The 26,321-nt window shown below is 72.7% G+C and carries 20 protein-coding genes; 3 read left to right on the top strand and 17 right to left on the bottom strand.

Translation table 11 applies throughout. The features are described 5' to 3' along the window. Positions 1-32 precede the first annotated feature (32 nt). A complete protein-coding gene (locus HNR02_RS05050) occupies positions 33-3,131 on the top strand; it encodes a glycohydrolase toxin TNT-related protein (RefSeq protein WP_312860901.1) in 3,099 nt (1,032 codons plus the stop codon). A gap of 81 nt (positions 3,132-3,212) precedes the next feature. Here HNR02_RS05050 and HNR02_RS05055 read toward each other — a convergent pair whose 3' ends face one another. From HNR02_RS05055 to HNR02_RS05115, 14 genes are all read right to left on the bottom strand, one after another. Continuing rightward, positions 3,213-3,797 carry a pentapeptide repeat-containing protein gene (locus tag HNR02_RS05055; protein WP_179772043.1) on the bottom strand — a complete coding sequence of 195 codons (585 nt, stop codon included), beginning with the start codon at positions 3,795-3,797 and terminating at the stop codon, positions 3,213-3,215. Between the two features lie 21 nt (positions 3,798-3,818). Next, positions 3,819-4,283 (bottom strand): NUDIX hydrolase, encoded by a 465-nt coding sequence (locus HNR02_RS05060; RefSeq protein WP_179772044.1) that lies wholly within the window; start codon positions 4,281-4,283, stop codon positions 3,819-3,821. A gap of 157 nt (positions 4,284-4,440) precedes the next feature. Beyond that, the gene (locus tag HNR02_RS05065) at positions 4,441-7,761 is read right to left on the bottom strand and encodes an error-prone DNA polymerase (RefSeq protein ID WP_179772045.1); all 3,321 of its coding nucleotides are present in this window, start codon (positions 7,759-7,761) and stop codon (positions 4,441-4,443) included. A gap of 2 nt (positions 7,762-7,763) precedes the next feature. Further along, a complete protein-coding gene (locus tag HNR02_RS36025) occupies positions 7,764-7,895 on the bottom strand; it encodes a hypothetical protein (protein WP_281377180.1) in 132 nt (43 codons plus the stop codon). Next, on the bottom strand, positions 7,895-9,460 hold the full coding sequence (locus HNR02_RS05070; RefSeq protein WP_179775711.1) for a DNA polymerase Y family protein: 1,566 nt from the start codon (positions 9,458-9,460) through the stop codon (positions 7,895-7,897). The genes HNR02_RS36025 and HNR02_RS05070 overlap by 1 nt, the downstream gene beginning before the upstream one ends. A gap of 217 nt (positions 9,461-9,677) precedes the next feature. Beyond that, entirely contained in the window at positions 9,678-10,367 is a 690-nt protein-coding gene (imuA', locus tag HNR02_RS05075) for a DnaE2-dependent mutagenesis accessory factor ImuA' (protein WP_179772046.1), read from the bottom strand. A gap of 154 nt (positions 10,368-10,521) precedes the next feature. Next, positions 10,522-11,292: a type I methionyl aminopeptidase gene (gene map, locus HNR02_RS05080; RefSeq protein WP_179772047.1), complete on the bottom strand. Its 771-nt coding sequence runs from the start codon at positions 11,290-11,292 to the stop codon at positions 10,522-10,524. Positions 11,293-11,373: 81 nt separating this feature from the next. Then, positions 11,374-12,933 (bottom strand): bifunctional phosphoribosylaminoimidazolecarboxamide formyltransferase/IMP cyclohydrolase, encoded by a 1,560-nt coding sequence (purH, locus tag HNR02_RS05085; RefSeq protein ID WP_179772048.1) that lies wholly within the window; start codon positions 12,931-12,933, stop codon positions 11,374-11,376. Next, the gene (purN, locus tag HNR02_RS05090) at positions 12,930-13,547 is read right to left on the bottom strand and encodes a phosphoribosylglycinamide formyltransferase (RefSeq protein WP_179775712.1); all 618 of its coding nucleotides are present in this window, start codon (positions 13,545-13,547) and stop codon (positions 12,930-12,932) included. The genes purH and purN overlap by 4 nt, the downstream gene beginning before the upstream one ends. A gap of 54 nt (positions 13,548-13,601) precedes the next feature. Beyond that, positions 13,602-14,984 (bottom strand): cell division protein PerM, encoded by a 1,383-nt coding sequence (locus HNR02_RS05095; protein ID WP_312860902.1) that lies wholly within the window; start codon positions 14,982-14,984, stop codon positions 13,602-13,604. 200 nt (positions 14,985-15,184) lie between these two features. Then, positions 15,185-15,928 carry a DUF5336 domain-containing protein gene (locus HNR02_RS05100; RefSeq protein ID WP_179772049.1) on the bottom strand — a complete coding sequence of 248 codons (744 nt, stop codon included), beginning with the start codon at positions 15,926-15,928 and terminating at the stop codon, positions 15,185-15,187. A 202-nt stretch (positions 15,929-16,130) separates the two neighbouring features. Beyond that, positions 16,131-17,021, bottom strand: a complete 891-nt coding sequence (gene sucD, locus HNR02_RS05105) for a succinate--CoA ligase subunit alpha (protein ID WP_179772050.1) — start codon at positions 17,019-17,021, stop codon at positions 16,131-16,133. A gap of 5 nt (positions 17,022-17,026) precedes the next feature. Next, positions 17,027-18,196, bottom strand: a complete 1,170-nt coding sequence (gene sucC, locus HNR02_RS05110) for an ADP-forming succinate--CoA ligase subunit beta (protein ID WP_179772051.1) — start codon at positions 18,194-18,196, stop codon at positions 17,027-17,029. 156 nt (positions 18,197-18,352) lie between these two features. After that, complete coding sequence (locus HNR02_RS05115; RefSeq protein WP_179772052.1) at positions 18,353-20,494, bottom strand: hypothetical protein; 2,142 nt, start codon at positions 20,492-20,494, stop codon at positions 18,353-18,355. Between the two features lie 612 nt (positions 20,495-21,106). Here HNR02_RS05115 and HNR02_RS05120 point away from each other — a divergent pair. Continuing rightward, complete coding sequence (locus HNR02_RS05120) at positions 21,107-21,787, top strand: M23 family metallopeptidase (RefSeq protein ID WP_179775714.1); 681 nt, start codon at positions 21,107-21,109, stop codon at positions 21,785-21,787. A gap of 7 nt (positions 21,788-21,794) precedes the next feature. Here HNR02_RS05120 and HNR02_RS05125 read toward each other — a convergent pair whose 3' ends face one another. The 3 genes from HNR02_RS05125 to pcrA form a co-directional block, all read right to left on the bottom strand. After that, positions 21,795-22,043 (bottom strand): hypothetical protein, encoded by a 249-nt coding sequence (locus HNR02_RS05125; protein WP_179772053.1) that lies wholly within the window; start codon positions 22,041-22,043, stop codon positions 21,795-21,797. 209 nt (positions 22,044-22,252) lie between these two features. Beyond that, positions 22,253-23,359: an amidohydrolase family protein gene (locus HNR02_RS05130; RefSeq protein WP_179772054.1), complete on the bottom strand. Its 1,107-nt coding sequence runs from the start codon at positions 23,357-23,359 to the stop codon at positions 22,253-22,255. Then, the gene (gene pcrA, locus HNR02_RS05135; protein WP_179772055.1) at positions 23,360-25,765 is read right to left on the bottom strand and encodes a DNA helicase PcrA; all 2,406 of its coding nucleotides are present in this window, start codon (positions 25,763-25,765) and stop codon (positions 23,360-23,362) included. Positions 25,766-25,875: 110 nt separating this feature from the next. Here pcrA and HNR02_RS05140 point away from each other — a divergent pair, with 110 nt between their 5' ends. Further along, complete coding sequence (locus HNR02_RS05140) at positions 25,876-26,262, top strand: DUF1707 SHOCT-like domain-containing protein (RefSeq protein ID WP_179772056.1); 387 nt, start codon at positions 25,876-25,878, stop codon at positions 26,260-26,262. Positions 26,263-26,321 lie beyond the last annotated feature (59 nt).

Here is a 26,321-nt window from a genome sequence, read left to right on the forward strand (position 1 = left end):
CATTCGGATCAGTGACCAGTCAAAATGGCCTGGTGGCGCAACCGACGACCCAGCTGAACGCGACCGAGCAGGACACACTGGTCAAGCAGATCGGACTGGCCCTGCTGCGGGCCGCTCCACGGGACTGGCGACGGGTGACCGCGACCTACCGTGCGGTCGGCCGCTACCACGAGCTGACCGGTGAGGTCGTGCTCGAGGACGGCTCGGCCCAGGAATGGATGGCCACCCACGACATCGCCACCCTGTTCGGCCGGCTGCGCGGCGGCATGTACCGCGAGGGCCGCGGCACCTGGTTCAACGCCCGCTACCAGCTCGACCACCCATCGAGTTACAACCTCGAGTACGACCGCGACGAGCCGCGGTGGGACCTGATGCCCCCGCCGCAGGCGTACGCCGACGAGCTGCGGATGTTCCCCCGCTCCGAGGACAACGTGCCGGAGTGGCTGATGCGGCGCATGGCCGGCCTCGCCCCCGAGCAGCCCGGCCCGCGCTTCCGGCTGGCCCGGATCTTCGATGGCCACGAGCCCGGCGGCCGCCCGGTGCTCAACCGGCCCGACCTGGACAACGACGAGCAGCACAAGATCCTCGAGTACCTGAACAACGCGCCGGTAGTGCGTGCCGAGCGCGGCTTCGACCTGGACCGGCTGGCGCAGCAGCCCGCGGCGACGGTGCCGGTGGCCTTCCACACCGACGGCACGTGGATCTGGCCGGCCGCGGTCAACTACTACCTGCAGGAGTACGGCGTCGCGCCGGAGGCCGAGCTGGTCGCGCACATCGCCGGCGCCGGGTACGCGCTGCCCGAGGTGCCGGAGCAGACCGTGCAGGGCGCCGCCGGGTTCCTCAACCGTGGTGCGCCCCCGCGCCGGGTGCCGGAGCAGGCTCCGCCGCCTCCCGCCCCCGCGGCCGAGACGTCGCCGGAGTTCGAGCCGCGGCAGGAGGAGCCGGAGGAGCCCGCGCGCCCCGCCGACGTGGAGCAGCCGACGACGTTGACGCCGGTGATCGCACCGGACGCGGGCCCGCCGACGATGCTCGTCCAGCCGGTGACCAAGGACACCGAGCCGGAAACCGGGCCGGGCGACTGGGACACCGAGGACGCTCCGTCCGGGCAGGACGAGCCGGAGACCCGGAGCTGGGACGCGCGGGACGGCTTCGCCGCGCCGGAGGGTCCCGGCCGCGGCTGGGACCAGCGTGAGGCGTTCGCGCAGGAAGGTGCCGCCTGGGACGGGCCCGAGGCACGCGGTGAGCGCGAGGGGCTCGCGCCGGAAGGCACCTGGGACGAGGCACGCGGGCGTGAAGCAGCACCCGAAGGCGCCTGGGACGAGGCACGTGGACGCGCGGCGGCGCCGGAAGGCGCCTGGGGCGACGCGCGCGGGCGTGAGGCAGCGCCGGAAGGCGCGTGGGATGACGCGCGCGGGCGTGAGGCAGCGCCGGAAGATGCCTGGGATGGCGCACGCGGGCGTGAGGCGGCGCCGGAAGGCCACGAGCGCGGCGGCGGGCGCAGGGCGCTCGCGGAACCGGAGGGTTCCGGTGGCCGGGTATCTGCCGAGCCTGAGGGTTTCAGCGGCAGGGCACCCGCCGAATCAGCGGGTCCCGGGGGGCGCAGGGCGCTCGCCGAACCAGAGGGCCCCGGTGGCAGGCCACCCGCCGAGTCGGAGGGTCCCGGGGGGCGCAGGGCGCTCGCCGAGCCCGAGGGGCCGGGCGGCGGTAGCGCGTCGGCCGAACCGGAGGGTCCCGGCGGACGGCGGGCACTCGCCGAACCGGAAGGTCCCGGCGGACGGCGCGCGCTCGCCGAACCGGACGACTCCGGCCGCAGGGCATTCGCCGAGTCCGCACGGCCCGGTGAGTGGGACGCGTCCGATGCCCGCGGCACACGTGAGGTCCCGCCGGGGCAGGAGTCCCGCGGCTGGGAGCCCGCGGCCGGTCAGGAAACCCGTCCCGCGGAGCCGCGTGGGTGGGAACGCGAAGCCGCCCTCGGCCAGGAAGCGCCCGGCGGCCGCGAACCGCAGGAGCCCCGCGCCTGGGAGGCCCCCGGCAGCCGCGAAGCGCGGGAACCTCGCGCGTGGGAGCCGCCCGGCGAATCGCGGGACCAGGAGTCCCGCGGCTGGGAAGGACCCGGTGGCCGCGCAGGTCAGGAACCCGACGGACGTGGGCGGGCCTTCGCCGGCCCGGAGCGCGCGTTCGGCGGTGCGGAGCGTGGGCGCCGTCAGGATCCGCGGGAGAACCGTCCGGCGCCGGAGGTCAGCCCGCCGACCATGTTGTCCCGTCCGGTCGCCCCGCCGTCCGGGGAGCCCGCGCTGGACAACCTGCGCTCGAAACTGTCCGACCTCGGGGTTTCCGACGCCACCTACCGGATCGGCGAGCCCGCCGAGCACGGCTGGAGCCTGGAGAAGGTCGACGAGGGGTGGCGCGTCGGCTGGTACGACGAGACGCTGACCAGCCCCGCGGTCTTCGGCGACGCCGACGACGCGGCCGCGTTCATGCTCGGCAAGCTGATGCTCGACGCGGGCGGCCGGGTCGCCCCGCCCGCGCGGCCGGAGATGGACGCCAACGAGGTTCCGCTGGCCCAGCCCCAGCAGCGCGAGGAACCGGCCGAACCGCCGCGGCGCGCGCTGCCGGACCGCCTCGACGAGCCGGAAGGGCCGCCCACGATGTTGAGCGCGCCCCCGGTCCCGCCGCCGGTGCGCAGGGAACCGCCGCCGCGCCGAGTCGAACCGGCCGCGCCCGCCCCCGCGGCGGCCGCGGCGCCGGCCTCCGCGGCGTCCGGTGGCGGCAACCAGCAATGGCCGATCCAGCCGATGCAGGGTGAGCCGCCGCTGACGTTGTTCCGCGGCAAGGAGATGCGGGAACTGCCCGCCGGCAGCGAACTGGACCGCTTCGGCGGCCCGGCGGGCAACCTGCTCTACGCCGCCGGGACACCGTTCGAGGAGCGCTCGCTGGTGCCGGAGTGGGTCGGCCGCCCGTACCACGTGTACCGGGTGCAGCGGCCACTCGAAGCGCTCGCCGGGGTCGCGATCCCGTGGTTCAACCAGCCCGGCGGCGGCGCCGCGTACCTGCTGCCCGCCTCGATCGAAGACCTGCTCGCCTCCGGCGACCTGATCGAACTCGACCCCGGCGAACCCCCGATCGACTAGACACCACCCGCCACCCCCGCCCGGAACGGCCAACACGGCGCGCCGCCCGTGTTGGCCGTGGGCGGCGGTGGCGCGAGGAGGTCAGTCGACCACCAGGCCGTGCGCGGCGGCGAAGGCGATCGCGGTTTCGAGGTCGACTCGGGCGCCGCGCAACTTGGCCTGCACCAGGCCGTGCGCGTCGAGCTTCGCGCCGCGCAGGTCGGCGCCCGCCAGGTCCGCTCCGTGCAGCCGGGCGCCGCGGAAGTCGCTGTCGCGCAGGTCGGCCTCCGTCAGGTTGGCGTCGGTGAAGTTCGCCTCGCGGAACCGCAGCCCGGACAGCGTTCGGCGACGCAGGTTCGACCGGCTGAGGTTGGCGAGCGAAAAGTCGCTGTCCCGGACCGTCATCCCGCGCAGCCCACTGTCCGCAAAGGACGATCCGAGCAGCGAGCACCCGCTCCACGAACTGTCCGCCAGCACCGTCCGGTCGAACACGCACGACCGGAACGCGCTCGCCCGATGCCGGGACTCGCCCAGGTCGGCGCCGGAGAAGTCGCACTCGTCGAAGGTGCAGCCCTGCGTCACCAGCCGCCGCAGATCAGCGCCGCTGAAGTCACACCCGCTGAACTGCCGCTTCTCCCACGTCGTCCCGGGCAGCACGGCGTCCCGGTAGTCCTCGGCGATCTCCATCCGGCGAGCTAACCACACGGCTCACCGCGCCGAGACCAGCCGGGCGATCGCGGCGTCCAGCTCGCTCTGCTCGCGCAGCATCGGCGCGCCCGGGTGCCACCACGCGATCGCGGACACCTCGTCCTCCTGGGGCGTCACCGACGGCTCGACCGCGAACCCGGCGCGGTACACGGCCGCGTACTCGCGCCGCACCGGGTCCCGCAGCACGAACCCGGCGACGGCGGCGAAGCGCAGCCCGCTCACGACGATCCCGGTCTCCTCGGCCAGCTCCCGCACCGCGGCGCGGTGCGGCGTCTCCCCCGGCTCGATCATCCCGCCGGGCAGCTCCCACCGCTCCCGCCGCCGGTCGAACACCAGCAGCACCCGCTCGTCGACCTCGACGACCACCAGCGCGAGCGGCATCGGCACGGACAGGTCCCGTTCCGCGCCGAACCTCAGGCTGACCAGCGTGTCCCCGCGCGCGTCGGTGACCGGCAGCCCGGTCACGGAGCCACCGCGCCAAGGGTTCGCGGACAGCCTGCCCGTCCCCGCCGACGACGAGCGCGACGACCCAGGGCTTCCGACGGGTGTGCAACGGACCTCCCGGTGTGGTCGTCGACGCCGATCCGACCGGGTGATTGTGGCGGATCGGGCACCATCGCACTCACCGGAAGTCCCGGGACTTCGAGGGCACCCGCATCGACAGGTGCTGCAGTTTCTCCGCCCGCACGCTCACCACCCCGTCCGCCCGTTCGACCACCCCGCGGATCAGCATCGCCGCGCTGCCCCGCGCCACGCGGTGGTACCGGCGCCACAGCCCCGCCGAGCACACGACGTTGACCATCCCCGTCTCGTCCTCGATGTTGAGGAACGTGACGCCGCCCGCGGTCGCCGGGCGTTGCCGGTGGGTCACCGCACCACCGATGAGTACCCGGGCACCGTCGTCGACGTCCATCAGTTTTCCCGTCGGGACCACGCCGAGCGCGTCCAGCCGGTCGCGGATGAACTCCGTCGGGAAGCTGTCCGGCGACAGCCCGGTGGCCCACACGTCGGCGACCGCCACGTCGACCTCGTCCATCCCGGGCAGCGTCGGCGCGTGCGCTCCGGCCAGGGTGACCGGCAGCTTCTCGGGCCGTTCCTGCGCGACCGCACCGGCCGCCCACAGCGCGCGGCGCCGGTCGCCGTCGATGTCGGCGAACCGCCCGAACGCACCGGCCGTGGCCAGCGCCTCCATCTGCGGCGTGGTGAGCCGCACCCGCCGGGCCAGATCGGCCATGTCGGCGAACCGCCCGTGCGCCCGTTCGGCGACGATCTCCTCCGCGGGCTTCTGCCCGATCATCCGGATGGCCGCCAGCCCGATCCGCACCGCCAGACCGTCGTCACCGGGTTCGAGCGTCGCGTGCGGCAGGCTCGCGTTGACGTCCGGACCGTGCACGGTGACGCCGTGCCGCCGGGCGTCGGCGACCAGCGACTGCGGCGAGTAGAACCCCATCGGCTGGGCCCGCAGCAGCGCCGCGCAGAACGCCGCCGGGTGGTAGTGCTTGAAGTAGGCGCTGGCGAACACGAGGTAGGCGAAGCTCAGCGCGTGGCTCTCCGGGAAGCCGAAGTTGGCGAACGCCATCAGCTTGTGGAAGATCGTGCCGATCAGCTCGTCGCCGAGCCCGTTGCGGCGGGCGCCGTCGTAGAACCGTTCCCGCAGCCGCTCCATCTTCCGCGTCGACCGCTTCGACCCCATCGCGTGCCGCAGCTCGTCGGCCTCGGCCGCGGTGAAGTCGGCGACGTCGAGCGCGATCTGCATCATCTGCTCCTGGAACAGCGGCACACCCTTGGTCTTGCTCAGCGCGTTCGCCAGCAGCGGGTGGTCGTAGTCCCAGTCCTCGCGGCCACCGGCGCGCCGGATGTAGGGGTGCACCGAACCGCCCTGGATCGGGCCGGGCCGGATCAGCGCGACCTCGATCGCCAGGTCGTAGAACGTCTTCGGTTTCAGCCTCGGCAGGGTCGCCATCTGCGCGCGGCTCTCCACCTGGAACACCCCGATCGCGTCGGCGCGCTGCAGCATTTCGTAGACGTTGCGATCCTCCAGGTCCAGGTTCGCGAGGTCGACCTCGACGCCCTCGAACTCGCGCACCAGATCGAGCATGTAGTGCAGCGCGGAAAGCATGCCCAGGCCCAGCAGGTCGAACTTCACCAGCCCGACGGAGGCGCAGTCGTCCTTCTCCCACTGCAGCACGCTGCGGTCGGCCATCCGCGCCCATTCGATCGGGCACACCTCGCTCACCGGCCGGTGGCAGATCACCATCCCGCCGGAGTGGATGCCCAGGTGCCGCGGGAAATCCTCCAGCGCGCCCGCCACCTGCAGCACCGGCAGCGGGATGTCGTGATCGGTGTCGTCCTTGGTGTCGTGCAACGGGCCCCACCGGTCGATCTGCTTGCTCCACGCGTCCTGCTGCCCCGGCGAGTGACCGAAAGCCCGTGCGGCGTCGCGGATCGCGGACTTGGCGCGGTAGGTGATCACGTTCGCCACCTGCGCGGTGCGCAGCCGCCCGTACTTGCGGTAGACGTACTGGATCACCTCCTCGCGGCGGTCGGACTCGATGTCCAGGTCGATGTCGGGGTAGCCGTCGCGATCCGGGGCGAGGAACCGTTCGAACAGCAGTTTCCAGCGCACCGAGTCGACCTTCGTGATACCGAGCGCGTAGCAGACCGCGGAGTTCGCCGCCGAACCGCGGCCCTGGCACAGGATGTTGCTCTGCCTGCAGAACTCGACGATGTCCCAGACGATGAGGAAGTAGCCGGGAAAGTTCAGCTGCTCGATGATCCGCAGCTCGTGCTCGATCTGCTCCAGCGCGGCCGGGTTGTCGCGGTAGTGGTGCGCGGCGCCGCGGTAGACCTCCGCACGCAGGAAGGACGCCTCGGTGTAGCCGGCCGGAACGTCGTAGGGCGGCAGCTCGGGCGCGACCAGTTTCAGGTCGAAGGCGCACTCCAGCCCGAGCAGCGCGGCCCGCTGCACCGCGCCGGGGTAACGGGCGAACCGCTGCGCCATCTCCTCACCGGACCGCAGGAACGCGGTGCCGGACGCGGGAAGCCAGCCCGCCATGTCGTCCAGGCCGCGGCGGGCGCGGATGGCGGCCATCGCACCGGCCAGCCGCCCTCGGTCGGGAGTCGCGTAGTGGGCGGCCGTGGTGGCGACGGTCGGCAGGCCCTGTTCGGCGGCCAACGCGGCCAGGATGTCGTTGTGCACCCCGTCCTCGGGGTAGCCGTGGTCGGTCAGTTCGACGTACACGCTGTCGAACCTGTCGCGGAGCCGCCGCAGCTCCTGGCCCGCCGCGTCCGGGCCGCCGCGCGCCAGCGCCTTCCGCACCGCGCCCTTGCGGCACCCGGTGAGCGCCACGACACTGCCCGCGACCTCGTCGGCCACGGCGTCCAGGTCGTACACCGGGCGGCCCTTCTCCGCCCGGTCCGTCACGGCGTGGTCGTGCCCGGCGAGCTGGCCCGCGGTGATCGCGCGGCACAGGCTCGCGTAGCCGTCCTGCTGCTTCGCCAGCAACAGCAGGTGCTCGCCCTCCGGATCGGCGGCACCGTTCTGCGGTGCGGACAGGCCGAAGCTCAGCTCGGTGCCGAACACCGTCCGCACGCCCAGGTCGCGGGCCGCGTCGGCGAAGCGCACCACGCCGTACATGCCGTCGTGGTCGGTGAGCGCGATCGCGTCGAGCCCCAGCCGCGACGCCTCCTCGACCAGCTCCTCGGGGTGGCTCGCGCCGTCCAGGAAACTGAAGTTGGAGTGGCAGTGCAGCTCGGCGTAGGGCACCCGGTGGCGCCCGCCCGCGTGGTCGTCGCCACGCGGGGCGTCGACGGTGCTGGGCCGGACGTAGCCCTCCCGTTTCCGGCTCCAGGCGGGACTGTCCCCGCCGTCGGCCTGCTCGGGTTTGCCGGACAGCGTCCGTTCCAGTTCCTTCCACGGGACGGGCGGGTTGTTGAAGCCCATCGCTAGTCCACGGGCCGCCGCGGGACGGGGATCGGCAGCAGCATCTGCTCGTCCTCGACCGGGTCCAGCGACTCCACCACCTCACGCGGCAGGGCCAGCCAGTGCCGCAGGTCCCGGAAGTACTCGTCCTCCATCAGTCGTACACTCCCTCCACTGTCCATTGCGGACTCGGTCCGCCCAGTCTCGTCAGCAGGACCGCTGTTTCCCCTTCGCCGTCCAGCACGGCCTGCAACCGGGTGCGCACGCCGTCACCACCCGGCGTCCACCAGTGCGCGTCGACCAGCCACGGGCCCGCCCAGTCGAGGACGTCCCGCAACGGGCCGTCGCCCACCGCGACCCGGTGCGGTGGCGCGGAAAGCTCCCGCCGCCGGGTGATCCGCACCTCCGCGCCGGTCGCGTCGAGGACGCGGGCGGGCACCGGTCTCGCGTGGACCGTCGCGGGGGACGGCGCGGGCAGCCGTCCCGGCCACGGCAGGTCCGGCGGGTTCCGCGGCGTCCGCGGATCGCCCCACGGCACCAGCCGGACGCGTTCGGCCGGGCCGCGGCCGCCGTCGAGCACCGCGGTGTGCACGCTGTCCGGGCCGAGCAGGCCCTGCACCCGCACCAGTGCGCGGCCGGCTTTCTCCGCGGCCGGGCCGTGTTCGTCCGCGAGACCACGGATTCCGTCCTGCCACAGGCCCAGTTGCAGCGAGTTGCCCTCGACGGTCTCCTCGGGCGCCAGCCGCAGCCGCTCCACGCCCGCGGTGGGCCGCTCGCCCGGCGCGGCGCGCAGCCAGCCGTCGAACTGCCAGCGCACCCGGTCCGCGATGCCTTGCGGTGTCAGGGGTTCGGCGCAGCGCCACACCCGGCTGAGTTCCTCGCCGTTCTCGGTGGTGGCGTAGATGCCCAGGCGGGTGCAGGCCAGTCCGTGGCGGGCCAGACCGCCGTGGAACTGTTCGGCGAGCATGCGTGCCACGAACGCGGCGGCGTCGATCCGGTCGAGGGGCGGGTCGAAGGTCTTGGTGACGGTGAGTTCGGGCGGCGGGCGGCGCCGGTGCGGCGGACGTTCGGACAGGCCGCGCGCCAGCCGGTGGGCGATCATGCCGTCCCGGCCGAACCGCGCGGCGACGTCCCGTCCGGCCAGCTTCGCGAACGCGCCCAGGGTGCGCAAACCCAGGCGCCGCACCAGGTCCACCAGCTCGGCGCGGTCGGTGTCCGGCTGGTCCAGCTCGTTGACCGGCAACGGGGCGAGGAACTCCGCGGCCCTGCCACGCTCGATGATCGTGGATCGGTGCGCGGCGAGTGTCGCGGCGAACAGCCCGTCGGAGACGCCGATCTGGCACTCCACACCGGCCCGCTCGGCGAGCAGTTCCGCGAGCCGCAACTCGCCGCCGAAGTAGCCGGACGCGCCGTCGGCGGGCACCGCGATCAGCCCCGGCCGCACGACCTCGACCCCCACGACCAGCTCCTCCACCGCGGCCGCGACGGGCTCGAACAGGCGCGCGTCACGATCCTCGTCCGGCGCGAAGACAACGAGCTCCGGGCAGCGGGACTGCGCGTCCCGGCGCCGCATCCCGCGCCGGACCCCGGCCGCCCTGGCGACCGCGGTGCACGCGACGACACGGTTGGCGTGGAACACCGCGGCGGGCAGGTGCAGGGGCGTGCCCTCGGCCAGGCACGCGGCGACCGCGGGCCAGTCCGGGCACCAGAGGACCAGCATGCGTGGTGGGGTGCCCTGGGGGTCCTGGGGGTCACCACGCCGGTGGCGCCGCGCCGCGCCACCGGCGTTCGTGTCTACTGTGGACATGCTGCCCCCTCGGCGCGGGTGGAGCAGCAGGGCAGCGGCCACGCCCCGGCGCCGAGCACCGGCAGGTGTGGAACCCGCCCGCCGGGGTGTGGGACTCGCGCGCGGGAACGTGGGACTCGCGCGGTGGGCATCAGCTTGCCTCCCGGGCCAGGTCCAGTTCCCGCACCGGCTCGGGTGGTGCTGCTGCCGGGGCCCCCGCAGACCCCGGCAGCAGCAGATCCGCCTGCCTGGGCCGCGTCGCCGCGCCCCGGCCGGCACCCTGGACACGGACCCGCCGCTCACGCAGGTACCCGTGCCCGCCTTCGAGACCTGCCCACCGGCCGGCCTCGCAGTTCAGTTCCACCTCGGCGCCGGGCCACGGGCCGAGGGAGAGCAGCACGGCGCCCCGGTGCCGTGCCCGCGCCGAAAGGCGCCGCGCGTCCCGCGGCGCCGCACCCCGCGCGGCGACCGCCACCACATCCACCCCGTCCAGCAGCGCCGCCGTGACCGCGGTGAACTCCACCCCGGGCCGCGGCACCAGCGCGAGCCGGCTCACCTCCACCCCGAGTTCCGCGGCGGCCACCAGACCGAGGTCCGGCATCCCCACCGCCGCGGCCCACGATCCGGTTGCCGTCGCCTCCGCCAGCAACGCCAGCAGCAACGACGTCGATCCACGCACCGCGACGGTGCTCCCCCGCCGCAACCCCGACGACGGCAGCAGGCAACGCAGCTCCGGCCGCACCGGCAGCACCTGACCGGTCAGCTGCGCGTGCTCCGCCGCCGCGGCCACGCTGGTGGCCGTGTTCACCCCGGGCAGAGCAGCCAACGTCGCGACCGACATGCCACCTCCCCACGACGCGCCTGCGAGACCCTGCTGACGTCACCGTGGGGAAGCCGGCGACTCGTCGAACGCGTGTTCGACTTGTTCAGTCTGCCTCGAACACCTGTGCGATGTCAAGGTGAAGCGCGGACGGGGAGAACCCGAGGTGATCCCGCTACGAGGCGCGCCGCGTGAGCACCAGCGGGTCGCCCTCGGTGATCGCGACCGTGTGCTCCGAATGCGCCGTGCGGGAGCCATCCGCCGAGCGGATGGTCCAGCCGTCCGGGTCGAAGACGATCCGGTCGGTCGTGCGGGCGAACCACGGTTCGAGCGCGACGGTCAGGCCCGGCCGGAGCTTCATGCCGCGCCCCGCCTTGCCCTTGTTCGGGACGTGGAGGTCTTCGTGCATGGTGCGGCCGATGCCGTGGCCGCCGAACTCGGTGTTCACCGGGTAGCCGTAGTCCTGGGCCACCGCACCGATCGCCGCCGAGATGTCGCCGAGACGGTTGCCGGGGCGGGCCGCCTCGATCGCCGCTTCCAGCGCTTCCTCGGTGGCGCGGATGATCCGCAGGTCCGCCTCGTCGGGCGTGCCGACGACGAGCGTGTGCGCCGAGTCCGCGGCCCAGCCGTCGATGCTGACCGCGAGGTCCGCGGTGAGCACATCACCGTCGCGCAGGACGTAGTCGTGCGGCAGGCCGTGCAGGACGGCGTCGTTGACCGACAGGCAGATCACGTTGCGGAACGGGCCCCTGCCGAAGGAGGGGGCGTAGTCCCAGTAGCAGGACTCGGCGCCGCGGCGTTTGATCATGCCGCGCGCGTGGTGCTCCAGGTCCATGAGGTTGACGCCGACATCAGCCAGCCTGCCGACCTCGGTGAGCACCTCGGCGACGAAACGCCCGGCCACGTGCATGCGTTCGATTTCGGCGGGCGTCTTCAGTTCGATCACGGATACCTCGCGTCACAGGATTGGTATAACTATACCGACACGGTAGCACGTGCCGGTATAGTTATACCAGTTCCGGGAGCGTCAGTGCGCGAAGTGGCGCGTGCCCGTCAGGTAGAGCGCCACGCCGGCCTCCTCGGCCGCCGCGATCACCTCGGCGTCCCGCACCGAGCCGCCCGGCTGGACGACGGCCTTCACACCGGCGTCGATCAGCACCTGCAGCCCGTCCGGGAACGGGAAGAACGCGTCGGACGCCGCCACCGCGCCCTTGACCCGGTCGCCGGCGCGCTGCACGGCCAGCCGTGACGAGTCGACGCGGTTGACCTGCCCCATGCCGACCCCGACCGTCGCCTGGCCGCTGGCCAGCAGGATCGCGTTCGACTTCACCGCGCGGATCGCCCGCCACGCGAACACCAGGTCCGCGAGCGTGTCGGCGTCGGCGGCCTCGCCGGTGGCCAGCGTCCAGTTGGCCGGCGAGTCACCGGGCGCGTCGATCCGGTCGACGGTCTGCACGAGCATCCCGCCGGAGATCGGCCGGAACTCGATCGGGTCCGCGTCGGTGAGGGCGGGCAGCTTCAGCAGGCGCACGTTCTTCTTGCGCTTGAGCACGTCCAGCGCCTCGTCCTCGAAGTCCGGCGCCAGCACGACCTCGGTGAACACCTCGGCGATCTGCTCCGCGGCCTCGCGGGTGACCGGCCGGTTCGCCGCGATCACGCCGCCGTAGGCCGACACCGGGTCGCACGCGTGGGCCTTGCGGTGCGCTTCGGCGATGTCCAGTCCGACCGCGATGCCGCACGGGTTGGCGTGCTTGATGATCGCGACCGCGGGGCCCTCGAAGTCGTAGGCGGCGCGGCGCGCGGCGTCGGTGTCGACGTAGTTGTTGTAGGACATGGCTTTGCCGTGCAGCTGCTCGGCGTGCGCCAGCCCGCCGCGCCAGTGCCGGTACACCGCGGCCCGCTGGTGCGGGTTCTCGCCGTAGCGCAGGACCTCGCCGCGCTCCCAGGTGGCACCGGTGAAGTCGGGAAAACCGGAGTCGTCCGCGGGCGCGTAGGCGTTGGCGAACCACGCCGCGACCGCCGTGTCGTAGCTCGCGGTGTGCGCGTACGCCTGTGCCGCCAGCCGCTTGCGGTCGGTCAGCCCGAACCCGCCCGCGCGGACCTGCTCCAGCACCCAGCCGTACCGGGCCGGGTCGACGACCACGGCCACGTTGTTGTGGTTCTTCGCCGCGGCGCGCACCATCGCCGGGCCGCCGATGTCGATGTTCTCCACGCAGTCCTCGGGGCTCGCGCCCGAGGCGACCGTCTCCCGGAACGGGTAGAGGTTGACGACCAGCAGATCGAACGGCGCGATGTCCAGCTCACGCAACTGGTCGACGTGCTCGGGGCGGTCGCGGTCGGCCAGCAGCCCCGCGTGCACCCGCGGGTGCAGCGTCTTCACCCGGCCGTCGAAGGACTCCGGGAACCCGGTGACCTGCTCGACCGGCGTGACCGGCACACCCGCGTCGGCCAGTGTCTTCGCCGTGCCACCGGTGGAGACGATCTCCACACCCGCCGCGTGCAGCGCGGTGCCCAGCTCCAGCAGGCCCGTCTTGTCCGAAACGCCGATCAGCGCGCGCTTCACCGGACGCCGGTCTTCCACCGTCACCGCAACCTCACCTTCCGTCCCTCGACCGTGGCACCGGCCCGGCCGAGTCGTTCCACCACGTCCACGAGCAGCCGTCGTTCCACGACCTTGATCCGCTCGTGCAGCCTCGCCTCGTCGTCGTCCGGCTCCACGGTCACCGCCTCCTGGGCGATGATCGGCCCGGTGTCCACCCCCGCGTCCACGAAATGCACCGTGCAGCCGGTCAGCTTGACGCCCAGCTCCAGCGCGTCGGCCACGGAGTGCATCCCCGGGAACGACGGCAGCAGGGCCGGATGCGTGTTGATCACGCGGTTCGGGAAGCGCGCGAGGAAGTTCGTCCCCAGGATCTTCAGGAAACCCGCCGACACCACCAGGTCCGGCTCGTAGGCCGCGACGGCCTCGGTGAGGGCCTTGTCCCAGGCGTTGCGATCCGGGTGGTCGGCCAGGCGGACCGTGAAGTGCGGCACGCCGGCGCGCTCGGCGCGGGTCAGCGCCTCGGCGCCCGCGCGGTCGGTGCCCACGGCGACGATCTTCGCCGGGAAGCCGCTGCGCTGTGTCGCGTCCAGCAGCGACTGCAGCAGCGTGCCCGAACCGGACGCGAGTACCACCAGCTTGACCGGGACGGGCAGGTCCAACCGGCTGGAGTTCAACGCCTCTCCTTCGCCCGTGCCGAATGCGTACAACCCACCCTAGCTGGGCTCTTCGGGCTTCCCGGAGGCGGGCGGGGGCTCTTCGGAGTCCTCCGGATCGGCTTCGGGCTCGTCATCGGCGGGCTCTCCGGGCTCGGCCTCGGTGTCCTCGTCGATGTCCTCGTCGGCGTCCTCGGTGTCCTCAGCGTCCTCGGTGTCCTCGCCGGACTCCTCGATGATCTCTTCGAGTTCGGCGTCGAGGTCTTCGAGTTCGGCCTCGATCTCGGGCTCGACCTCGGGTTCTTCCCCGGGATCGGGCTCCGGTTCCGGCTTCGGCCGGGCGTGCGGTCCGGCGAACCAGGCGACCAGTCCGCCGGGCACCGCGATCCAGCCGAACGCGGCGACCGACAGCAGCCCCACCGGAACGCTCACCGGATCGAAGGCGCCGCCGCCGAGCCGTCCGCCCGCCAGCGTGCCGAGCACCACACACCCGAACCCGACCAGGGCGCCCGCGATGCCGACGATCCGCAGCCGCGCCACCGGGTTCTCGTCACCGCGCCGCAGCGACCAGCCGAGCAGCGCACCCACCGCGGCGGGCAGCAGCATCAGCACCGGCCACCAGAACGCGTGGTGTTCCGGAACACCGGCGAGCACCGGCAGTCCGGGCACCGGGCCGCCGTCGAAGGCGAACGCGGTGATCGAGAACGACCCGATCGAAAAGCCCGGTCCGGCGACGAAGGCCAGGCCGCCGATCACCGCATTGGGGAGGTACCCCAGCGACAACAGCAGCATCCCCACGCCGCTGCCGAATCCGGGCGCGTTCGACGCGAACAGGTCGCGGGTCGTGCCCGAGGCCAGGACGAGCCCGACGGTGTGCACCAGCGCGCCGACGGCCAGCAGCCCGGCCAGCCCGAGCGCACCGGCCCGCAGTCCGCGCACCGCCAGCGGATCCAGGTACTCCCGCAACGCGGCGGCGACCCCCGACCGCGACGCCGCCCCGGCCGCGGCCGCGACCCCCGCGACGACCGCGGGCACGGCGAACGCGGACAACGGCTCGACACGCAGCCCCGCGGTGTTGTCGAGCAGCGCGACCACCAGCCCGGCCACGGCGTGGGCGCCGGTCACGGCACCGATCAGGGGCACGGTGGAGCCGGGATCGCGGAGGCCGAGGCGCTGCGTGGCGTTCGCGGCGGCCCGCGCGACCAGCGCGAACACACCGACCGTCGCCAGCAACGGCAACACGCCCAGCGGCCGCCCGGCGATCGTCACGGGCACCTGGTGGGCCGCGAGCCAGCCCGGCCCGGCGGCTCGCAGCACACCGGCAACCGAGAACTCCGCGGCCGAAGCCATGGCGGTGACCAGCCCGAACAGGGCGGCCACCACGACATACCCGGTCACGAGGGGCCCCAGGACCGCCGCGGCGAACACCTTCGCGCGCCCCACCGGAGAAGGTTCTCCCCGGTGCGCCCGGTCCCTCACCCCTTTCGCGGACCGGCCGTACGAGGTGAGCATGCTTCGCACCCTCGCACCCTCACTCGGCCAACCGGGTGAGCCACGCCGTTCGTCCCTCGCGCGGGTTAGCGCACACCACGAAAAAGCACCCCTCCCAGGCGAAACCCGGGAGGGGTGCTGTCAGGTGAAGATCAGCTCTGCTGGCCGCCGCCACCGAAGCCGCCGGGCGGGGTGCCGGGCTGCTGACCCGGCTGGCCCTGCTGGCCCGGCTGGCTCTCGGGCTTCGCGGCCGGGTTGTAGAACTGGCCCTGCTGCGGCGCGTACACCGTCGACTGCGCCTGCGGCGGGTTCACCGGCGGACCGTACTGGGTGCCCGACGGGCCACCCTTCTGCTCGCCCGGCCCCTGGCCGAACTGGCCCGGCTGACCGTAGGGCTGGCCGTACTGCGGCGCCCGCGGCTGCGGCATCTTCAGCACGCCCGCGTCCAGCAGCAGCGCGGCGATCGCGACGAGCATCTGCAGGATGCCCAGGATCAGGATCACCGTGAGAATGCCCGGGGTGTCCTGGAGCTCCGGGATGTGGACCATCACCAGGATCGCGCTGAGCGCGCCGAGCACGCTGAACAGCGCCGCGAACGGGAGCGTGCGCGGCCCCTTCGGCATCACCGACAGCCCCGCGAGCAGACCACCCACGAGCAGGAAGAGCACCGACTGGCTGGCGCCCTGTGCCTCGTCGGAGAACGCGATGAAGTAGTTCACCAGGCCCAGCAGGGCGATGAACAGGGTCAGGATCATGCTCAGGTTCGCCGGGGACAGACCGGCGCCCGGCTGCTGCGCCGGGGGCTGCTGCTGGGGGAACCCGCCGGTCCCCGGGGGCTGGGGCTGCCCACCTCCGCCCTGCTGCGGGTATCCCGGTCCACCACTGGGGAACGTCATCGCGCTTGCTCTCCTGTCTTCGCCCGAACCGGGGTGCCGATATGTCCGGGAACGGTTTAGCGCACTCCGGGGTTCCCGGCCACCCCATCCGGCTATCCGACGTGCCGGAGCGGGAAACGGTTGCGTCCGGTTCCGGTGCCGGAAACCACACCGGCCGGGCACCGAAAGTCGGTGCCCGGCCGGTGTGTGAACCGCGTGTGCGTCAGTGCAGGTTCTCGTACAGCTCCCGGGCCAGCGCGGCGGTCTCGGACGGCGTCTTGCCGACCTTCACGCCCGCGGCCTCGAGGGCCTCCTTCTTCGCCTGCGCGGTACCGGCCGAGCCGGACACGATGGCGCCCGCGTGCCCCATGGTCTTGCCCTCGGGTGCGGTGAAGCCCGCGACGTAACCGACGACCGGTTTGGTCACGTTCTCCTTGATGTAGGCCGCGGCCCGCTCCTCCGCGTCGCCACCGATCTCACCGATCATGACGATGACCTCGGTCTCGGGGTCGGCCTGGAAGGCTTCGAGCGCGTCGATGTGGGTGGTGCCGATGACCGGGTCGCCACCGATGCCGACGGCCGTGGAGAAGCCGATGTCACGCAGCTCGTACATCATCTGGTAGGTCAGCGTGCCCGACTTCGACACCAGACCGATCTTGCCGGGGCCGGTGATGTTGGCCGGGATGATGCCGGCGTTGGACTTGCCGGGCGAGATGACGCCGGGGCAGTTCGGGCCGATGATGCGGGTCTTGTTGCCCTTGGCGACGGCGTGCGCCCAGAAGTACGCCGAGTCGTGCACCGGGATGCCCTCGGTGATGACCACGGCGAGCGGGATCTGGGCGTCGATCGCCTCGACGACCGCGTCCTTGGCGAACTTCGGCGGCACGAAGATGACCGACACGTCGGCGCCGGTCTCCTTCATGGCCTCTTCGACCGTGCCGAACACGGTGAGGTCCTTGCCGGCGATGGTGACCGTCTGGCCCGCCTTGCGGGCGTTGACGCCACCGACGATGTTCGCGCCGGCCTGCAGCATCTTGGTCGCGTGCTTGGTGCCCTCGGACCCGGTGATGCCCTGAACGATGATCTTGCTGCTGGAATCGAGGAAGATCGACATGTCTCTTACGCTCCTGCCGCCGCGAGCTCGGCAGCCTTGTCCGCCGCGTTGTCCATGGTGTCCACCTGCGTCACGAGCGGGTGGTTGGCGTCGTCGAGGATCTTGCGGCCTTCCTCGACGTTGTTGCCGTCCAGGCGGACGACCAGCGGCTTGGTGGCCTCGTCGCCCAGGATCTTGAGGGCCTCGACGATGCCGTTGGCGACCGCGTCACACGCGGTGATGCCACCGAAGACGTTGACGAACACCGACTTGACGGCCGGGTCGTTGAGGATGACGTCCAGACCGGCCGCCATGACCTCGGCCGAGGCGCCGCCACCGATGTCGAGGAAGTTGGCCGGCTTCACGCCGCCGTGCCTCTCACCGGCGTAGGCGACCACGTCCAGGGTGGACATGACCAGGCCCGCGCCGTTGCCGATGATGCCGACCTCGCCGTCGAGCTTGACGTAGTTGAGGTCCTTGGCCTTGGCCTTGGCCTCCAGCGGGTCCTCGGCCTGCTTGTCGACGAGCTCCTCGTGCGCCGGGTGGCGGAAGGAGGCGTTCTCGTCGAGCGTGACCTTGCCGTCGAGGGCGACGATCTTGTCCTGCGGGTCGCGGACCAGCGGGTTGACCTCGACCAGCGTGGCGTCCTCGGCCACGAAGGTCTCCCACAGCTTCACGACCACGTCGGCCGCCTGGTCGCGGATGACCTCGGGGAAGTTGCCCTGGGTCAGGATCTCCAGGGCCTTGGCCTTGTCGACACCGGCGATCGCGTCGACCGGCACCTTGGCGAGCGCGTCGGGCCGCTCCACGGCCAGCTGCTCGATCTCCATGCCGCCCTCGGCCGAAGCCATGGCGAGGAAGGTGCGGTTGGCGCGGTCCAGCAGGAAGGAGAAGTAGTACTCCTCCGCGATGTCGGACGCCTCGGTCACCAGCACGCGGTGCGTGATGTGGCCCTTGATGTCGAGGCCGAGAATGGCTTCCGCCTTCTCCTTGGTCTCGGCCGGGTTCTGGGCGAGCTTCACACCACCGGCCTTGCCGCGGCCACCGGTCTTGACCTGGGCCTTGACGACGACCTGGCCACCGATCTCCTCGGCCGCGGCCTGGGCTTCTTCCGGGGTGCTCGCGACGGCGCCGGGCAGTACCGGCACGCCGTGGGCGGCGAAGAGATCCTTCGCCTGGTATTCGTAGAGGTCCACTACTCCAGTCTCCTGACGACACACGCCGCTTGCGGTTACCGGTCGCCTCGCGAGGGGTGAACCGAGAGCGGGTGCTTGTTGCAAACCATGCTGCCGGACGGAGACGACCCTAGCGACCTGCGCTTTGGCACGGGGCGGCGCATCCGGTGAACTCGGTCACCGTATGGATCCAGAGCGTGTTTTCGGAGTGTGAATCGAACCACGCGCGGCCAGCACGGCCGCGATGACGAGCGCCAGCGCACAGCCGAGGGCGAGCCACCAGCCGAGCCCGGCGCGCGCACCGGCGATCTCGTCACCGGCGAGCGGCAGCTCGGCCGCGCGCAACCCCGCGACGCAGGCCGCGCCCGCGAGCAGCGCGGCGGCGCGGGCGGGGCGGCAGCGCGGGGCCAGGACGCAGACGCCCAGCACGGTCAGCAGGGCGACGAGGAGTCCCCAGGACGGCGTGCCGAAGCTCGACCAGAGCGCGGGCTCGACGTAGTCCGTGGCGAGGATCGACGGTGTGCCGAAGGCGCCGATGGCCAGGATTCCCGCCGCGACCAGCGGCGTGATCAGGTCGGCGCCGGGCAGGGACGGTCCGTCGCCGAGCGCCGTGGCCGGGTCGGTGGTCTCGTCGCGTTCGACCATGCCGGCGACGACGGAGCAGCAGGCGGTGATCGCCGAGCCGACGATCGCCAGCGCGGTCCACAGGACGCCGGGGCCGGGCGTGAGGCCGGCGCCGAGTTCGGTGGCGGTGACCGCCATGGTCAGCACGGCCGTGCCCGCCAGCGGGACACCGACCCAGGCGACGGACAGTGCCGGCCGCACCCACGCGGCGGGGCCCGCGGTGAACATCACGAGCCCGAGGACCCCGACGAGCAGCCCCGCGACGAGGAACGCCGAGCGGGACGGGCTCTGCGGCCCGTCGAGCCCCTCGGCGATGACGACCTGCGGGGTGAGCGCCCCGGCGACGGCGGCCGCCGCGGTGAGCACGGCGAGTGCGCCGGTGACGATCCGCAGGCGGCGGATGCCGGGCAGGGTGATCTCGCCCGCCTCGTCGTCGTCACGTGCGTCGCGGGTGGCCGCGGTCGGCAGGAAGGCCGCCGCGATCAGCCCGGCCGCGCCGACGAGCACGAGGATCGGCCCCGCCGAGAGCCGCACGCCCGGCAGGCTCAGCCCGGACACGAGGTTCGGCAGCCCGAGGACCGCCGCGGTGATGCCGAGCCCCAGCAGGCCGCCGCGCGCGACCGCCGTTCCGGACCCGGCGAGCAGCACGGTCGCGACAGGCAGGGCGAAGGCCAGCAGGAGGCTGCCGGTCAGCACCAGCGCCGGGCTCTCGAACGCACTGCCCGCGGGCAGGAACGCGTCGGTGGACGTGAAGGGCGCCATCATGACCCCCACCGCCGCGACGACGGCCGCGAACATGCCGAAGACCAGCCCGGCCCTGCCGACCTCGGCACCCTCCGGCCACGCGTCGGCGCCCGCGCCGCCGTCGACGGCGGCGGTGACGCCCCCGTGGGCCTTATGGGACGGCACAGCTCCGCTCGCTGCGCGACCAGCAACGCCGCCCGCGCCCGACGCGGTGCCGCCCGCGCCGGCCCCGGCGGCGGTGTCACCGTCCGCCGACGCCGAGCCGACAGTGCCGTCAGCGGCGGCACCTGAATCGGTGGCAACCGGCTCGGCCGCAGCCGGTGAGGCCGAGCCTTCGCCGCCGCCAGCAGCCTCGCGTGCGCTCGTGGCAGCGTCGAGCTCAGGTGCTGTCCCGCCGGTCGTGCCGTTTACGCCACGGCGGGCCGCGAGGGCCTCGGCCGCCGCGGAGGTCGCCGGGGTCCACGGAGCGTCCGCCTTCGGCGCCGCGGCGCGCGTGGCCATCACGCCTGCCGCGATCGCGGCCACGTGCCCGGCCAGCAGGCACCACAGCCCGGCCCCGGCGGCGGGCTCGGCCAGCGAGTGCAACCGGAACAGCTCGGGCCGCGCCGCGCCGACCGGGTCCGTCAGCAGCATCAGGTCGAGCACCAGGCGTCCCGGCGCGAGCGCCGCCACGGCGGCCAGCACACCGGCCGCTGTCTGGTGACGGCCGCGCAGGGCCAGCACCGCCACGACGACCATCGGCGCCACGGCCAGCACCACCAGCAACGGCGCGCTGCCGAACCCGCGCTCGGCACCGCCTGCCACCGGCAGGACGGCGCCGGCGGCGAGCAGCACGGCCGAGACCGCACCCGCCACGTACGCCGGGACGGACGGGGACCGGCCGGCTGTGGCCGGATCGGGATTGACGGGAAGCTGCACGGCAGCCGCACCGCCGGTGCTGTCAGTGTCCATGTGATCTCACGTCGTCGGGGTCGGAAGAGCGGTCAGGACGGCCGGCCTCGGCGGCCGAGAGCCGCGGGACGACCGAAGCCCGCGCGACGCGTCAACGTCGAGCGCCGACCGCCGCACACCGGCGATCACGTTCCCGCGCGGCCTCGCTACCAACACCGGCGCCGACGCTAGCAAGCCGCCGAGGTTGCCCTCGGGACCCCAGGAAAAAACGAACCGTGTCGCACATCACACCGACGGCGGAATATCCCGTCTACCCAGTGTCATCTCTCCGGCCGACCTGTCGCACTCCTGGCCACGTTCGGCCCATACGACGGCGGGATCTTGCCGAGAACCACATCCCTTCGTTACTGTCCCCCGGTCCCCATCACGGTCAGGTCACGATGCGGGCAGCGGGCAACCACCCCCCGAACGGTTGTCCACCGGGTCCCCCCGCCCGGTGCCCGCGGTCTGACCCCCCGAGTAACGGAAGGCCCTGTCTTGGCTCGATACCGCTCCCCCGGCGGCCAAGCTCCTTCCCCGGAACTCGATGACGACGCTGTGGACGGCGCCGTCGTCCGTGTCCGGGGCGCCCACCGGCTCCCCGCGCCCTCGTCGGCGCTGCGTGGCCGGGTCGTGGTCGCCGCCGTCGCCGCAGGCGCTTTCGCCGCCGCTGCCGCGGGACAGACGCTGCAGGCCGTGCAGACTTCCGACGCCGACGTGACTCCACTGGCCAACGCCGAGGACGCCAGCGCTTCGTTCGCCGTCGGCAGTGACGCCCCCACCGGCGCGCCCGAGATCCTGCCCGCCTCCAACTTCACCGACGCCTCCGCCGAGGTCCAGCGCCTCACTGACAGCGAGAACGTCACGATGGCCCGGCAGGCCCGCGACGCCGAGGCGGCCCGGATCGCCGCCGAAGAGGCCGCCCGCCCCAAGACCTGCCTGCCGGCCAAGGGCACCTACACCTCGGGGTTCGGCGCCCGCTGGGGCGCGAGCCACTACGGCATCGACATCGCCAACTCGATCGGCACCCCGATCTACGCCGCCTCCGACGGCGTCGTGATCGAGGCGGGCCCCGCCAGCGGTTTCGGGCTGTGGGTGAAGATCCAGCTCGACGACGGCACCGTGCAGGTGTACGGCCACATGAACAGCTACTCGGTACGCAAAGGCCAGAAGGTCAAGTGCGGCGAGGAGATCGCGGAGATCGGCAACCGCGGCCAGAGCACCGGACCGCACCTGCACTTCGAGGTCTGGCAGAACGGCACCAAGAAGATCGACCCGCGCCCGTGGCTCGCCGCGCGCGGCGTCTACATCTGACGGCCCCTCACGAGGCCGGCCGCAGGAAACAGGCCACCGCGACCTGCCACACCCCGCACAGCCTCCGCGACCCCCGGCGGCACAGCTCACACCGCCCGTCCTGCGCGCCGTGGCGCTCCAGGAGCAGCCGCCAGGCACCGAGGAGGACCAGGGCCTCCGCGGCCGGTAACGCCCCGTCCCGGACCGTGCTCGCCACCATGCGCTCGACGCGCTCCAGGACGCCTGCCCGCACGTACGGGTACCACTGTTTCGCCACACCATGCCCTCCCGAGGGTTCGAACTTCCGTTCGAGACAGGTATAGCGGAGGGGTCTGACAGTTTTCGGCACGTGCCCGGCAGCCCGTCCGGAACGGCCAACACGCCAACCGGAGCAGCCAACACGCCGACCGGAGCGGCAAACACGCCAGCCGGAGCGGCCAACACGGCCAGCGCGTTCGCGGTGGTGCGGTCGTGGACAGTGGCTCGTCAGCGGACCCGGCGCCCGCCCTGCCACACCGCCCGCACCCGGCCGGCCAGATCGGTCACGTCGAGCCCGGAACCGTGCAGCAACACCAGATCCGCCCGCGAGCCCGGCACGATCGCGCCACGATCGTCGAGCCCCAGCAGACGCGCCGCCTCCGAAGTCGCCGCACGCAGCGCGCCCACGGGCCCGAGCCCGGCCGCGGACAGGTGCGCCACCTCGTCCAGCACCTTCTCGTAGCCGGACACCGCGTCCGCGCCCGCGGCGATGGGGATTCCCGCCTCCAGCGCCAGACGCACCGAGCGGACATGGGCTCCGGCGGCGTCGGAACCGTGCGTCACCGACAGAGTCGGCACGTACCAGGCTCCCTGCGCCGCCATGACCGCCACCGCGGAGGCGTCCAGGAAGGTCCCGTGCTCCACGCTGCGCACACCCGCCGAAGCCGCCGCCTCCGCGGCACGAGCGCCGTGCGCGTGCGCCATCACCCGGCGCCCGCCCTGACGCCCCGCCTCGTCCACGAGCGCGGCCAGTTCACCGTCGGTCATCTGGACGTCATGGGCGCGTGCTCCCTCGGACAGCGACCCGCTCACGGCCACCTTGATCCAGTCCGCGTCCGCGCGCACCATCCGCCGTACCGCAGCCCGCGCGCCGGAGGGACCGTCGAAGACGGGTGAAGGCATCGACGGGTCATCGAAGCGCTCCACCGGCCCGTGTGCGGGATCCCAGTGATCCCCGATGCCGCCCGTGGTCGACAGCTGACGCAGGCTGATCAGCAGTTGCGGCCCCTCGATCCAGCCACGCGCGAGTGCCATCCGCAGACCGGCGTCGGCGCCCCACGCGTCCCGCACCGTCGTCACCCCGAGGTTCAGCAGTGTCCGCAGCGCCGCTACCGCCGCCAGCGTGCGGGCGCTGCGCGGGCCGTACTCCTGGAACGCCACGTGCACGTGACAGTCCACGAACCCGGGCACGAGCAGACCCCCGGAGCAGTCCACCCGCTCCGGCCCGTCCAGCGCCGGGCCCACCGCCGCGATCCGTTCGCCGGACAGCAGGACATCAGCGCGCGTCACGTCACCGGTGACGACGTCCAGGACCGATCCCCCAGCGAGCAGCATCTACAACTTCACCATCGGAACGCTGCCGATCAGCATCAGCTTCACCTTGCCCGCGCTGCCGAAGTCGATGGTGGCCGTCGCGCGGGGGCCTTCGCCGGAGGCTTCGACCACCGTGCCGAGACCGTACTTGTCGTGGTTGACCCTGTCGCCTACGTCGAGCTTCAGCGCGACCGTGTTCTGCCAGCCCTTGACCGGCGTGGTCCGCATGCCGCGGGCCGCGAGTCCGGCCTGTGCGGAGTCCTCGCCGAAGCGTGAGCGACGACCCCAGGTGGTCGCGGCGCGTGGTGACCCGAACGACGACTCCGCCGCCGGTTCCTCGCGGCGCCAGTCCAGCAGGTCGGCGGGAACCTCGTCGAAGAAGCGCGACGCCGGATTCGTCATCGGCTGGCCCCACGCCGACCGCGTGATCGCCCGGCTCAGGTACAGCCGCTGCCGTGCACGCGTGATCGCCACGTACGCCAGCCGCCGCTCCTCGGCCAGCTCGGCGGGCTCACCCAGCGCACGCAGGTGCGGGAAGACGCCGTCCTCCCAGCCGGTGCAGAAGACCACCGGGTACTCCAGGCCCTTGGCGGTGTGCACGGTCATCAACGTGACCACGCCGGCGTCCTCTTCCTCCTCTTCTTCGGAGTCGGGGCTGGGGATCGAGTCCGCGTCCGCGACGAGCGACACCCGCTCCAGGAAGGCAGGCAGCGAGCCCGGCTCGGGCGCGCCCGCGTCGACGTCCTCGGTGAGCGGGCCCAGCTCGGCCGCCTGCTCGGCGAACTCCCGGGCGACGGTCACGAGCTCGGTCAGGTTGTCCACCCGCGAGGCGTCCTGCGGGTCGTCCGACTCCTCCAGCTCGGTGCGGTAGCCCGTGCGCTCCAGCACGGCCTCCAGCACGTCGGCGACCTCGGCGCCGCCGTCGACCAGCTCGATCAGCCCGTCGAGCAGCTCGACGAACCCGGCGATCGCCTTCTGCGAGCGCGGGTTGAGCAGCGCCACCTTGCCCGCCACGGCGTCGCGCAACGCGGCCGCGAACGAGATCCGCTCCCGCTCGGCGTGCGTGGCGACGACCGCCTCCGCGCGGTCGCCGATGCCGCGCTTGGGCACGTTGAGCACGCGCCGCAGGCTCACCGTGTCCTCCGGGTTGGCCAGCACCCGCAGGTAGGCCAGCGCGTCCCGGACCTCGCGGCGCTCGTAGAACCGGACACCGCCGACCACCCGGTACGGCAGCCCGAGCCGGATGAAGATCTCCTCGAACACCCGTGACTGGTTGTTGGTGCGGTAGAAGACCGCGACGTCGGAGTACTTCACCTCGCCCTGGTCGACCAGCGCGTCGATCTCGCCCGCGACGAACGCCGCCTCGTCGTGCTCGTTGTCGGCGACGTAGACGCCGATCTTCTCGCCGTCACCGGAGTCGGTCCACAGCCGCTTGTCGCGCCGGTTCGGGTTGCGCGCGATGACCGCGTTGGCCGCCGACAGGATGGTCTGGGTGGAGCGGTAGTTCTGCTCCAGCAGGATCGTCCGCGCGTCCGGGAAGTCCCGCTCGAACTCCTCGATGTTGCGGATGGTCGCACCGCGGAAGGCGTAGATCGACTGGTCCGCGTCGCCGACGACGCACAGCTCCGCGGGCTCGACCCCGGACTCGGTGCGCTCGGTGCCCGCCAGCTCCCGCACCAGCGTGTACTGCGCGTGGTTGGTGTCCTGGTACTCGTCGACCAGTACGTGCCGGAAACGGCGCCGGTAGTGCTCGGCGACGTCCGGGAATGCCTGGAACAGCTCGACCGTGCGCATGATCAGGTCGTCGAAGTCGAACGCGTTGGCCAGCCGCAGACGGCGCTGGTACTCGGTGTAGACCTCGGCGACCCGGCGCTCCAGGTCGTTGGACGCCTTCGCGGTGGCGTCCTCCGGGCCGGTCAGCTCGTTCTTGTGGTTGGAGATGTGCACCGCCAGCGCGCGGGCCGGGTAGCGCTTGGCGTCGATGTCGAGATCGCGCGCCACGAGCGTGACCAGGCGCCGCGTGTCGTCGGAGTCGTAGATGGAGAAGTTCGACGACATGTCCAGCGTCTTGGCCTCGCGGCGCAGCAGCCGCACGCACATCGAGTGGAACGTCGACACCCACATCGCGTTCGCCCTGCGCCCGACCAGCTCGCCGACGCGCTCACGCATCTCGGCGGCGGCCTTGTTGGTGAACGTGATCGCCATGATCTCGCCGGGGTGCACGCCGCGCTGGGCCAGCAGGTAGGCGATCCGGCGGGTCAGCACACGGGTCTTGCCCGATCCGGCGCCCGCGACGACCAGCAAGGGCCCGCCGGCGTGCGTGACCGCTTCCCGCTGCGCGGGGTTGAGGTCGGCGAGCAGATCGGCGTGGCGGCCCGGCGCGGGGCGTGCGGGCGGCTCGGCGGGGAGGTCGAACAGGGTGCTCATCGGTTGTCCACGCTACTCGGGGGGTCCGACTGTTTACCGCGGTGGACGTACTCCGCGGTGACGTCGCCCGACGGACGCGCGAGGACCCGCCGCGGCGGAGCATCGGTGGCATGAACGCACCGACGAACCGGGTTCGAGCCGGGGACCAGGACCGGGACCGCGTGGCGGTCCGGCTGCAGCAGGCGAGCGGCGAAGGCAGGCTGACGCTCGCGGAGACCGAGGAGCGCCTCGCGACCGTCTACGCCGCGACCTACCTCGACGAACTGGACGGCGTCACCGGCGACCTGCCGGAACCGGCGCCGCCGAAGCCGCCGCGCTTCCCCGTGCCACTGCGGGTGCACGCGGCGGTCGTGGCCGTGTTGTCGGCGCTGCTGATCGTCCGCTTCGCCGCCTCGGACGCGCCGTTCTTCTGGCCCGCGATGCCGATGTTCTGGCTGGGCGTGAGCCTGGTCATCCACGCGGCCGTACGCAACCGGAGGCGCCTTGTGACATACTGATCCCGTGCAGCGCCACGCGTACCGATTTTTCTACGGGACCCGGACTCCGGCTCCCGTGA

Source organism: Amycolatopsis endophytica (assembly GCF_013410405.1).
Classification (GTDB): domain Bacteria; phylum Actinomycetota; class Actinomycetes; order Mycobacteriales; family Pseudonocardiaceae; genus Amycolatopsis_E; species Amycolatopsis_E endophytica.

Excerpts from the sequence above, each read along its gene's own strand:
- HNR02_RS05130 (WP_179772054.1), bottom strand. The coding sequence starts at position 23,359 with ATGCTGCTCGCTGGGGGATCGGTCCTGGACGTCGTCACCGGTGACGTG.
- HNR02_RS36025 (WP_281377180.1), bottom strand. The coding sequence starts at position 7,895 with ATGGAGGACGAGTACTTCCGGGACCTGCGGCACTGGCTGGCCCTGCCG.
- HNR02_RS05140 (WP_179772056.1), top strand. The coding sequence starts at position 25,876 with ATGAACGCACCGACGAACCGGGTTCGAGCCGGGGACCAGGACCGGGAC.
- imuA' (WP_179772046.1), bottom strand. The coding sequence starts at position 10,367 with ATGTCGGTCGCGACGTTGGCTGCTCTGCCCGGGGTGAACACGGCCACC.
- pcrA (WP_179772055.1), bottom strand. The coding sequence starts at position 25,765 with ATGAGCACCCTGTTCGACCTCCCCGCCGAGCCGCCCGCACGCCCCGCG.
- HNR02_RS05055 (WP_179772043.1), bottom strand. The coding sequence starts at position 3,797 with ATGGAGATCGCCGAGGACTACCGGGACGCCGTGCTGCCCGGGACGACG.
- HNR02_RS05065 (WP_179772045.1), bottom strand. The coding sequence starts at position 7,761 with ATGGGCTTCAACAACCCGCCCGTCCCGTGGAAGGAACTGGAACGGACG.
- HNR02_RS05070 (WP_179775711.1), bottom strand. The coding sequence starts at position 9,460 with ATGCTGGTCCTCTGGTGCCCGGACTGGCCCGCGGTCGCCGCGTGCCTG.
- HNR02_RS05115 (WP_179772052.1), bottom strand. The coding sequence starts at position 20,494 with ATGGACACTGACAGCACCGGCGGTGCGGCTGCCGTGCAGCTTCCCGTC.
- sucD (WP_179772050.1), bottom strand. The coding sequence starts at position 17,021 with ATGTCGATCTTCCTCGATTCCAGCAGCAAGATCATCGTTCAGGGCATC.
- HNR02_RS05100 (WP_179772049.1), bottom strand. The coding sequence starts at position 15,928 with ATGACGTTCCCCAGTGGTGGACCGGGATACCCGCAGCAGGGCGGAGGT.